The organism is Kitasatospora arboriphila (genome assembly GCF_039528095.1).
In the GTDB taxonomy this organism is placed as follows: domain Bacteria; phylum Actinomycetota; class Actinomycetes; order Streptomycetales; family Streptomycetaceae; genus Kitasatospora; species Kitasatospora arboriphila.
This window is the reverse complement of sequence record NZ_BAAALD010000172.1, coordinates 1-8,087: the sequence shown is the minus strand read 5'-3', so window position 1 is coordinate 8,087 and position 8,087 is coordinate 1. Positions and strand designations below refer to the sequence as shown.

The window sequence follows — 8,087 nt, the reverse complement described above, 5'->3', positions numbered from 1 at the left end:
GGCCGCGGGGGGGGGGGGGGGGGGGCGCCGCCGGCGAGCGCGACCACGGCGGCCGGGCCGAGCCCGCCGGCCGCGGCGGGCGCCATCAGCAGTCCGGCGCCCAGGCCGTAGCCCGCCCGGGCCACCGGGCCCGTGGACGGCGCGGCCAGGGTGAGCCAGCCGACCGCGAGCAGCTCCGCGGGGACGGCCGCGACCAGGCCGACCACCTGGGACAGCCAGGGCACCGCGGCCAGCATCCCGGCCGCCGGCAGGTGCAGGGCGGCGGTGCCGAGTGCCCGTCCGGCGTCCGGGGCCCAGCGCGCGGCGGGCGCGGCCGGGGCGGGCGGCTCGGGGCGGCGCTCCACCCGGGCGTGCATCTCCTCGGCGAGCGCGAAGAGGTCGGCGTGCCTGTAGTGCGCCGCGGCGCCGTCGGAGAGCCCGGCGTCCTCCAGGCCGGCGGCGATGTCCAGCGGGTCGACGGCCTGTTCGCAGAGCCGGCGGTGCTCGGCCATCAGGGCCCGGACGGGGTCGCCGGGGCGGGTGTCGGGGGGTGCCGGCGGGCGGCCGGGGCGGCTCATCGGCTCGCCTCCGCGAGCGCGCCGGGTTCGGCCCGGCCGCCGTCCGGGGTCGGGCCGTCCGGCGCGGCGGCGTCCGCGGCCCCGGACGGGCCGCTCTCCGCCGCCGGGGCCTCCCGGCGGGCCTGCGGGGCGGGCACCGGCGCCCCGGCGACCCAGTACTCGGCCGGGCGGGCGAAGGGCCGCATCCGCTCGGCGGGGGCCGGGAAGGCCGGCCAGCGGGAGACCAGCTCCAGGTAGATCTCGCGGAAGGCCGCGGCCTCCGGCTCCAGGGCGAAGCGCTCCTGGGCGCGCAGCCGGCCGGCGAGGCCGAGCCGGGCGCGCCGCTCCTCGTCCCCGAGCAGCGCGAGGCAGGCGTCGGCGAGGGCGCGCGGACTGCGCGGCGGGACGACCAGCCCGGCCGGGCCGAGCACCTCGGGGACGATCCCGACCTCGGTGGCGATCACCGCGCGGCCGCTGAGCATGGCGTCGGCGAGCAGCCGGGGGCTGCGCTGGGACAGCGCGGTGAAGACGACGGCGCTGCCGGCCGCCCAGGCGTCGGCGGTGGCGGGCGGCCGGCCGGCGAAGTCGACGGCGGCGTGGATGCCGAGGCGGCGGGCGATGGCCCGGCAGTGCGCCAGGTAGCCGGGCGCGGCCTCCTCGCCGTACATCCGCAGCCGGGCCGCGGGCAGTTCGGCGCGGACGCGGGCGAAGGCGTGCAGCATCAGCTCCGGGTCGCGGCCGGGCTCCAGGGCGCCCGCCCAGACCAGGGTGGGGCGTTCGGGCTCGGCGCCGGCCGGGTCGCGGCCGGCCTCGGGGGTCGACTCGTGGACGACCCGGATGCGCTCCGGGTCGGCGCCGCAGCGTTCCTGCCAGCGCCGGTCGTAGCCGCTGCCGGGGGTGAGGACGGCGGCCTGCCGGTAGGTCTCGGCGGTGAGCTGCCGGAAGAAGGCCAGCAGCAGGGCGCGCACCGGCCAGCGGTACGGGGCGGTGCGGTAGCCGCGGTACTGCTCGCGCAGGTGCAGGCCGTGCTCGGTGAGCACGAAGGGCACTCCGTGCAGGTGCTTGGCGACCAGGGCGGGCAGGACGGCGGGGCCGCCGCCGGCGACGTGGCAGAGGTCGGCGGAGCCGAGGCCGCTCGGCCCGGTGCCGTACCAGGGGGCGGAGAGCGGGCGGAGCAGCTGCTCCAGCAGGTCGCCGGCGACCAGGACGTCGCGCACCAGCGGCTGGCCGGCGGCGGTCTCGGCGCCGGGGGCCCGCCAGACCCGCTCCAGGGTGCGGTGGGCCTGGCCGGAGCCGAGGAAGGCGGGCAACGCGCCGTCCTCCCGGGCGAGTTCGGCGAGGCGGTAGAGCGCGGGGCCGAAGCGGGCCCGCTCGGCGGGGTGGACCAGGGAGCGGACGAGGTCCTCGTAGGCGGTGGCGTAGCAGCGGCGGCGGTGCGCGGCGGGGCGTCTGCCCGCCGGGCGGCGGCCCCATATCGGCAGCTCGTGGACGGCGAGCAGGCCGCGCGGGGGCGCGCCGGCGAAGTCGGCACCGCCCCCGGAGCCGAGCAGGTAGAGCTGGAACTCGTGCTCGGCCAGCGCGCCGGCGAGCCGGCCGCACCAGCCGCCTCCTGTGCGCTGGGCGACGGAGAGGTTGCCCTCGGTGAGCAGAGCGATGCGCACGACGACCTCCGGAACGGTGCGATGGACCTGGATTCGACGACGGGACAGGGAGCCTGGTCACCCGGTGACGGCAATGCTCGGAAAGTCGGCTGCGGCACACCCGGCCCGCCGTGCGGCCGGTGGCGGGCCGCTCGGGGCCCGGTGCCGGCGCCTCTCCCCCACACCTGTTCGGTCCGACAGCACGAAGGTAGAGCGGATCGCCGACAACTCCAGGAGCGCCCGCCGCCATGCCACCTGATTGAGTGAAAGGCCGTGACCTGTCGCCGCCCGGCGCGTTGTGCGGGGCGTTCGGAGCCGCCGCGCGCGCCCGCGCGCGACGGGCCCCCGGTCCGGTCGGACCGGCCGCCGGCCGGGCAACGGCCGGGGTCCAGGGGGTCGTCGAAAGTCGTCGGGGTCGTCGCGGTCGTCGAGGGTCCCCGGTGGTCGCCGGGGACCGCGGCCGTCAGGCCTCGGCCAGCAGCTCCCGGACGGCCCGGGCGACCTGCCCGGGGTGCTCCATCATCGCGACGTGCCCGGAGTCGGGCAGCACCAGCAGGCGGGCGTCGGGGAATGCCTCGCAGGCCCGCTTCGCGGAGCGGTACGAGACCAGCTTGTCCTTCATCCCGTACACCAGCAGCACCGGCGCCTTGACGTGCGCGGCCTGCCGCCAGAGCGCCTGCTCGCCGCGCTCGGTGTAGGCCGACACGATGCCGCGGGCCGAGCCGATGCTGGCCTGCAGCGCGTACGGCAGCCCGAGGCGGCGCCGGTACTCCGCCACCGCGCGGTCCCGGCGGTCGGCGGGGATCCCGTCGACGTCGGCGTAGACCAGGCGCAGCAGTTCGTCGGTGGCCTGCTCGGCGTTCTTGCCGTGGGTGGCGGCCCGGCGGCGCAGCAGCGCGGGGACGCCGGGGACGGCGAGCGCGGCGGTCGGCCAGGCGCTGAGCTGCGGGGGCAGCTCGGGCAGGGCCGGGGAGATCAGGGTGAGGCTGCGCACCAGGTCGGGGCGGAGCGCGGCAAGCCGGACGGAGACGGCGCCGCCGAGCGAGTTGCCGAACAGGTGCACGGGCCCGCGGGCGGTCTTCTCCAGGTAGCCGATCACCGCGCGGACGTGGCCGCTGAGGGTGAGGTTGCCGTCCTGCGGCGGCGCCGACCAGCCGAAGCCGGGGAGGTCGATCGCCTCGCCGGAGACCTCGTCGGCCAGCTCGGCCATGAGGTCGGACCAGTTGTCGGCGGAGCCGCCGAGGCCGTGCACGAAGAGCGCGGGCGGCAGGCCGTCCGCCGCGGGGACGCGCGGTCCGACCGCGAGCACCGCGCCCGGCACCTCGACCGTGCGGTGGGGCCCGGGCTCGCTCTGCACCTGCTGATCAGCGCTCATGGAGGACGATCGTAGTGAGCGCAGGTGCCGTTTCCCCAGTACCCCGGCCCGTCTCACCCTGTGGACGGGGCGCACGCGGGTCGTATTGTGGGCTCCCGACAAGCCGATTTCTGCGCTTTACTCGGCTTTCCCAGGCGCAGATCCGGTTACCGAAAAGTAGACTCGGGGCCTGCCGGAGACGCCCAGATCGTGAAGTGAGGACCGCCGTGACGGCCATCCAGGAGGCGCAGGAGCGTCCGCGCGGTGCCCGACTGCCGCGAAGCGCCCGCCGTGAACAGCTGCTCGGAGCCGCTCAGGAGGTGTTCGTCGCGCAGGGCTACCACGCCGCCGCGATGGACGACATCGCCGACCGGGCCGGCGTCAGCAAGCCGGTGCTGTACCAGCACTTCCCGGGCAAGCTGGAGCTCTACCTCGCACTGCTGGACAAGCACTGCGACGCCCTCGTCGACGCCACCCGCACCGCGCTCGAGGCGACCAGCGACAACAAGCACCGCGTCGCCGCCACGATGGAGGCGTACTTCCACTACGTCTCCAGCGAGTCGGGCGCGTTCCGGCTGGTCTTCGAGTCGGACCTGACCAACGAGCCGGCCGTCCGCGAGCGGGTGGAGCGCGCCTCCGACCTGAGCGCGACGCTGGTCAGCAAGGTCATCGCGGAGGACACCGACCTGCCGGAGGCCGAGGCCAAGCTGCTGGCCGCCGGCGTCTGCGGGCTGGCGCAGATCACCGCGCGCTACTGGCTGTCGCAGGGCCGGGAGATCCCGCGCGACGAGGCCGTCCGGCTGGTCGCCAGCCTGGCCTGGCGCGGCCTGAAGGGCTTCCCGATGCACCCCGAGACGGGCGAGCGCCCGGCGGGCGCCGAGTAGCGATCCCACGACCTTCGCCGCACGGCCTGGCCAGTGCTCTAAGGTGAAGCCGTACGGCGCGGCGATCTCGGACGCCTGTTCGAACAACGCGCGTGGATGGCTGCAACCCGGAGGGACGGAAGCCGTGGAGGTCAAGATCGGCGTGCAGAACGCGCCCCGAGAGATCGTTCTCGAGAGCCCGCAGACTGCCGACGAGGTCGAGGGTGCCATCGCCAAGGCGCTGGAGGGCACCTCCAAGCTGCTGGTGCTGGCCGACGAGCACGGCCGCCGCGTGATCGTCCCGGCCGAGCGCCTGGCGTACGTGGAGATCGGCGAGCCCAGCATCCGCAAGGTCGGCTTCGGCACGCTCTGAGCCCGAGGCCCTGCCCGCAGGGCCACCCGCGCCCCGTCCTCCTCCCGAGGACGGGGCGCTTCGCCGTTCCCGGGCCTCGCGGTGGGGCCGGGGCGGCCGCGGGCCGGGGCCGGGCGGGGGAGATCGCCCGCCGAGCGCGTACGCACCGGCGGCCCCGGGTATGGGCCGGGTCAGGCACACGCCGTACGACCCCGGGAGGCCGCCCGTGCTGGTGGAGACGATCGCCTACGCGCTCATCGGCCTGGCCGTGGGGGCCGGCGCCCTGGTCCTGCTGCCCGAGTACTTCCCGGCGGCCCGCACCCTGACGGTCTCGACCGCCGTCGTCTCGGCCCTGCTCGCCGGGCTGATCGCCCGCTTCACGCTGAACGAGCAGGCGCCCGGCGTCTCGCTGGCCCTCAGCGCGGTCTGCTCGGTGCTGCTGGTCTCCGTCCTGGCCCGGCCCGACCTGGTCGACCGGACCGGCGGCCGGCACCCCGGCCGCCACCGGCCGGCCTGAAGACACCGCCGGACACCCGACGGGGACCCCGGCGGGGAGACCGACTAGGGCACGGCTCCAAAGGTCAGGGGTGCACCACAAGGAGCGGGTGGAACTACGCGATGCGGATGCGGGCCGCCGTACGGATCACGCCCGGCCCGGTGCTGTCGTGACACCCGCCCCCGGAATGCGCAGTTCTCCCCCGGCCTCCGGCCGGGAGGTGCCCCCACGCGCCCCTGGAGCGACCGCCGGGCGCCTGCGAAGAGACGGCCCCTAGGACGCGAGGCCGAGGGCCGCCATCCGCCGGGTGTGGGCCTCGGTGATCCTGGTGAACATCTTGCCGACCTCGACCAGGTCGAAGCCCTCCACGCCCGACCCGCCGACCAGCAGGTTCGACAGCGCGTCGCGCTCCGCCACCACCCGCTGGGCCTGGCTGAGCGCCTCGCCCATCAGCCGCCGGCCCCACAGCGCCAGCCGCCCGCCGACCCGCGGGTCCTCGTCGATGGCCTGCCGCACCCGCTCGACCGCGAACTCGGCGTGCCCGGTGTCGGCCATCACCTTCAGCACCAGGTCCCGGGTGTCGTCGTCCAGCCGGACGGCGACCTCGCGGTAGAAGTCGGTGGCGATCGCGTCGCCGACGTACGCCTTGACCAGGCCCTCCAGCCAGTCGGAGGGGGCGGTCAGCCGGTGGAAGGCCTCCAGCGGCTCGACGAACGGGGTCATCACCTCGGTCGGGTCCGCCCCGACCTCGGCCAGCCGGTCGTGCAGCTGCTGGTAGTGCTGGAACTCGGCGGACGCCATCCGGGCCAGCGCGGCCTTGTCGACCAGCCCGGGCGCGAACTTCGCGTCCTCCGCCAGCCGCTCGAACGCGCTCAGCTCGCCGTACGCCAGCGCGCCGAGCAGGTCGAGCACCGCGGCCCGGTAGCCCGGGTCGGCCGAGCAGGACGCCCAGTCGCCGATCGAGGTGGTCGCGCCGATCGGGGTGACATCGCCAGATTCCTGAGACTCCATGGCTCGCCACCCTAGCCGGGCCGGTCGGGAACGGAGTAAGGCGCGTCACGTGTTCGAGTCGTCGCGCCCCTGTATGGTGGTAGTGAGGCCTGGTGTGATCGCGCGGCCCGCCACTGGTGGCAGGCCGCGCAGACGTGCACAGCACCGACACGCACCCGGCACTCACGTACGCGGATGCCCGGTCGGAGAGCCGATCGGCTCCGACCTTGGCCCGGACTTCGGGCCCAGGCACCGCATCAGTGGCCGAGCGAGGGCCGCCGCGGACCGCGCCGCCCGGCGCAGGTCCCGCGCCAGCCCCTCACGGGAATCCTCCCCGGCGCCGCCGACGACGCCCCGTGACGGGGCGCCGGCCGGCCGGCCGCCCAGGGGCGGGCGCGGTTGTGCGACCCCCACGCAGTGACGGGCCCGAGGCCCGAACGCGCGGGGCCGCCCGCTGCACCTGACTCGCTCTCGGCCCCCACCATGGAAGAGGCAGCACCCTGTCCACCACCGAGACCCCCAAGACCACCTTCCGGGACCTGGGCATCCTCCCGGAGACCGCCGAGGCCCTCGAGTCCGTCGGCATCGTCCACCCCTTCCCGATCCAGGAGATGACCCTGCCGGTCGCGCTGACCGGCCACGACGTCATCGGCCAGGCGAAGACGGGCACCGGCAAGACCCTCGGCTTCGGCCTCCCGCTCATCGAGCGGGTCGTCGTGCGCGCCGACGTGGACGCCGGCCGCGCCACCGAGGACGACCTGACCGAGAGCCCGCAGGCCCTCATCGTGGTGCCCACCCGCGAGCTGTGCACCCAGGTCACCAACGACCTGCAGACCGCCGGCAAGGTCCGCGACGTCCGCGTCCTCGCCGTGTACGGCGGCCGCGCCTACGAGCCGCAGGTCGAGGCGCTGCAGAAGGGCGTCGACATCGTCGTCGGCACCCCCGGCCGCCTGCTCGACCTGGCCGGCCAGCGCAAGCTGGACCTCTCCAAGGTCCGCGCCCTGGTCCTCGACGAGGCCGACGAGATGCTCGACCTGGGCTTCCTCCCGGACGTCGAGAAGATCATCACCATGCTGCCGGCCAAGCGGCAGACCCTGCTGTTCTCGGCCACCATGCCGGGCCAGGTGATCAGCCTCGCCCGCCGGTACATGAGCCAGCCGACCCACATCCGCGCGGCCGCGCCGGACGACACCGGCGCCACCGTCGCCAACATCGAGCAGCACATCTTCCGCGCGCACTCGCTCGACAAGGTCGAGCTGGTCTCGCGCATCCTGCAGGCCGACGGCCGCGGGCTGGCCATGATCTTCTGCCGCACCAAGCGCACCGCCGCCGACGTCGCCGAGCAGCTGACCAAGCGGGGCTTCGCCGCCGGCGCCGTCCACGGCGACCTCGGCCAGGGCGCCCGCGAGCAGGCGCTGCGGGCCTTCCGCAACGGCAAGGTCGACGTGCTGGTCTGCACCGACGTCGCCGCCCGCGGCATCGACGTCGAGGGCGTCACCCACGTCATCAACTACCAGTGCACCGACGACGAGAAGACCTACCTGCACCGCATCGGCCGCACCGGCCGGGCCGGCGCCTCCGGCACCGCGGTCACCCTGGTCGACTGGGACGACATCCCGCGCTGGCAGCTGATCAACAAGGCGCTGGACCTGCCGTTCAACGAGCCGGAGGAGACCTACTCCACCTCGGCCCACCTGTACGAGCTGCTCCGCATCGCCCCCGGCACCAAGGGCGTCCTGCCGCGTTCCGAGCGCACCCGCGCCGGCCTGGACGCGGAGGAGGTCGAGGACCTCGGCGAGACCGGCGGCCGCGGCGCCCGCTCGCCCGGCCGCGGTGGCCGTGCGGCCGCCGCCGAG

The 8,087-nt window shown here is 75.7% G+C and carries 7 protein-coding genes and 1 pseudogene; 4 read left to right on the top strand and 4 right to left on the bottom strand.

All coding sequences use genetic code 11. The features are described from left to right. The 3 genes and pseudogenes from ABD353_RS38705 to ABD353_RS38695 form a co-directional block, all read right to left on the bottom strand. Nucleotides 1–557: pseudogene (locus ABD353_RS38705) on the bottom strand (hypothetical protein); the annotation flags it as partial. Beyond that, nucleotides 554–2,197 carry a DUF3492 domain-containing protein gene (locus ABD353_RS38700; protein ID WP_344628424.1) on the bottom strand — a complete coding sequence of 548 codons (1,644 nt, stop codon included), beginning with the start codon at nucleotides 2,195–2,197 and terminating at the stop codon, nucleotides 554–556. The gene ABD353_RS38700 and the pseudogene ABD353_RS38705, both read right to left, overlap by 4 nt. Before the next feature lie 442 nt (nucleotides 2,198–2,639). Continuing rightward, nucleotides 2,640–3,551 (bottom strand): alpha/beta fold hydrolase, encoded by a 912-nt coding sequence (locus tag ABD353_RS38695; RefSeq protein ID WP_344628423.1) that lies wholly within the window; start codon nucleotides 3,549–3,551, stop codon nucleotides 2,640–2,642. A 206-nt stretch (nucleotides 3,552–3,757) separates the two neighbouring features. Between ABD353_RS38695 and ABD353_RS38690 the strand changes: the two genes are divergently transcribed. From ABD353_RS38690 to ABD353_RS38680, 3 genes are all read left to right on the top strand, one after another. Further along, nucleotides 3,758–4,414 carry a TetR/AcrR family transcriptional regulator gene (locus tag ABD353_RS38690; RefSeq protein ID WP_344628422.1) on the top strand — a complete coding sequence of 219 codons (657 nt, stop codon included), beginning with the start codon at nucleotides 3,758–3,760 and terminating at the stop codon, nucleotides 4,412–4,414. 124 nt (nucleotides 4,415–4,538) lie between these two features. After that, nucleotides 4,539–4,766 (top strand): DUF3107 domain-containing protein, encoded by a 228-nt coding sequence (locus ABD353_RS38685; RefSeq protein WP_030274939.1) that lies wholly within the window; start codon nucleotides 4,539–4,541, stop codon nucleotides 4,764–4,766. 205 nt (nucleotides 4,767–4,971) lie between these two features. Next, nucleotides 4,972–5,262, top strand: coding sequence for a hypothetical protein (locus ABD353_RS38680; RefSeq protein ID WP_344628421.1), 291 nt, complete (start codon nucleotides 4,972–4,974; stop codon nucleotides 5,260–5,262). Nucleotides 5,263–5,514: 252 nt separating this feature from the next. On the opposite strand, the gene ABD353_RS38675 is transcribed toward ABD353_RS38680, so the two are convergent. Next, on the bottom strand, nucleotides 5,515–6,252 hold the full coding sequence (locus ABD353_RS38675) for a ferritin-like fold-containing protein (RefSeq protein WP_344628420.1): 738 nt from the start codon (nucleotides 6,250–6,252) through the stop codon (nucleotides 5,515–5,517). Between the two features lie 590 nt (nucleotides 6,253–6,842). On the opposite strand from ABD353_RS38675, the gene ABD353_RS38670 reads away from it, so the two are divergent. Beyond that, a partial coding sequence (locus tag ABD353_RS38670) for a DEAD/DEAH box helicase (protein WP_425555343.1) occupies nucleotides 6,843–8,087 on the top strand: 1,245 nt, incomplete at its 3' end.

Bases quoted from the DNA above. Each gene is read 5' to 3' on its own strand.
- ABD353_RS38695 (WP_344628423.1), bottom strand. From the start codon at position 3,551: ATGAGCGCTGATCAGCAGGTGCAGAGCGAGCCCGGGCCCCACCGCACG.
- ABD353_RS38675 (WP_344628420.1), bottom strand. From the start codon at position 6,252: ATGGAGTCTCAGGAATCTGGCGATGTCACCCCGATCGGCGCGACCACC.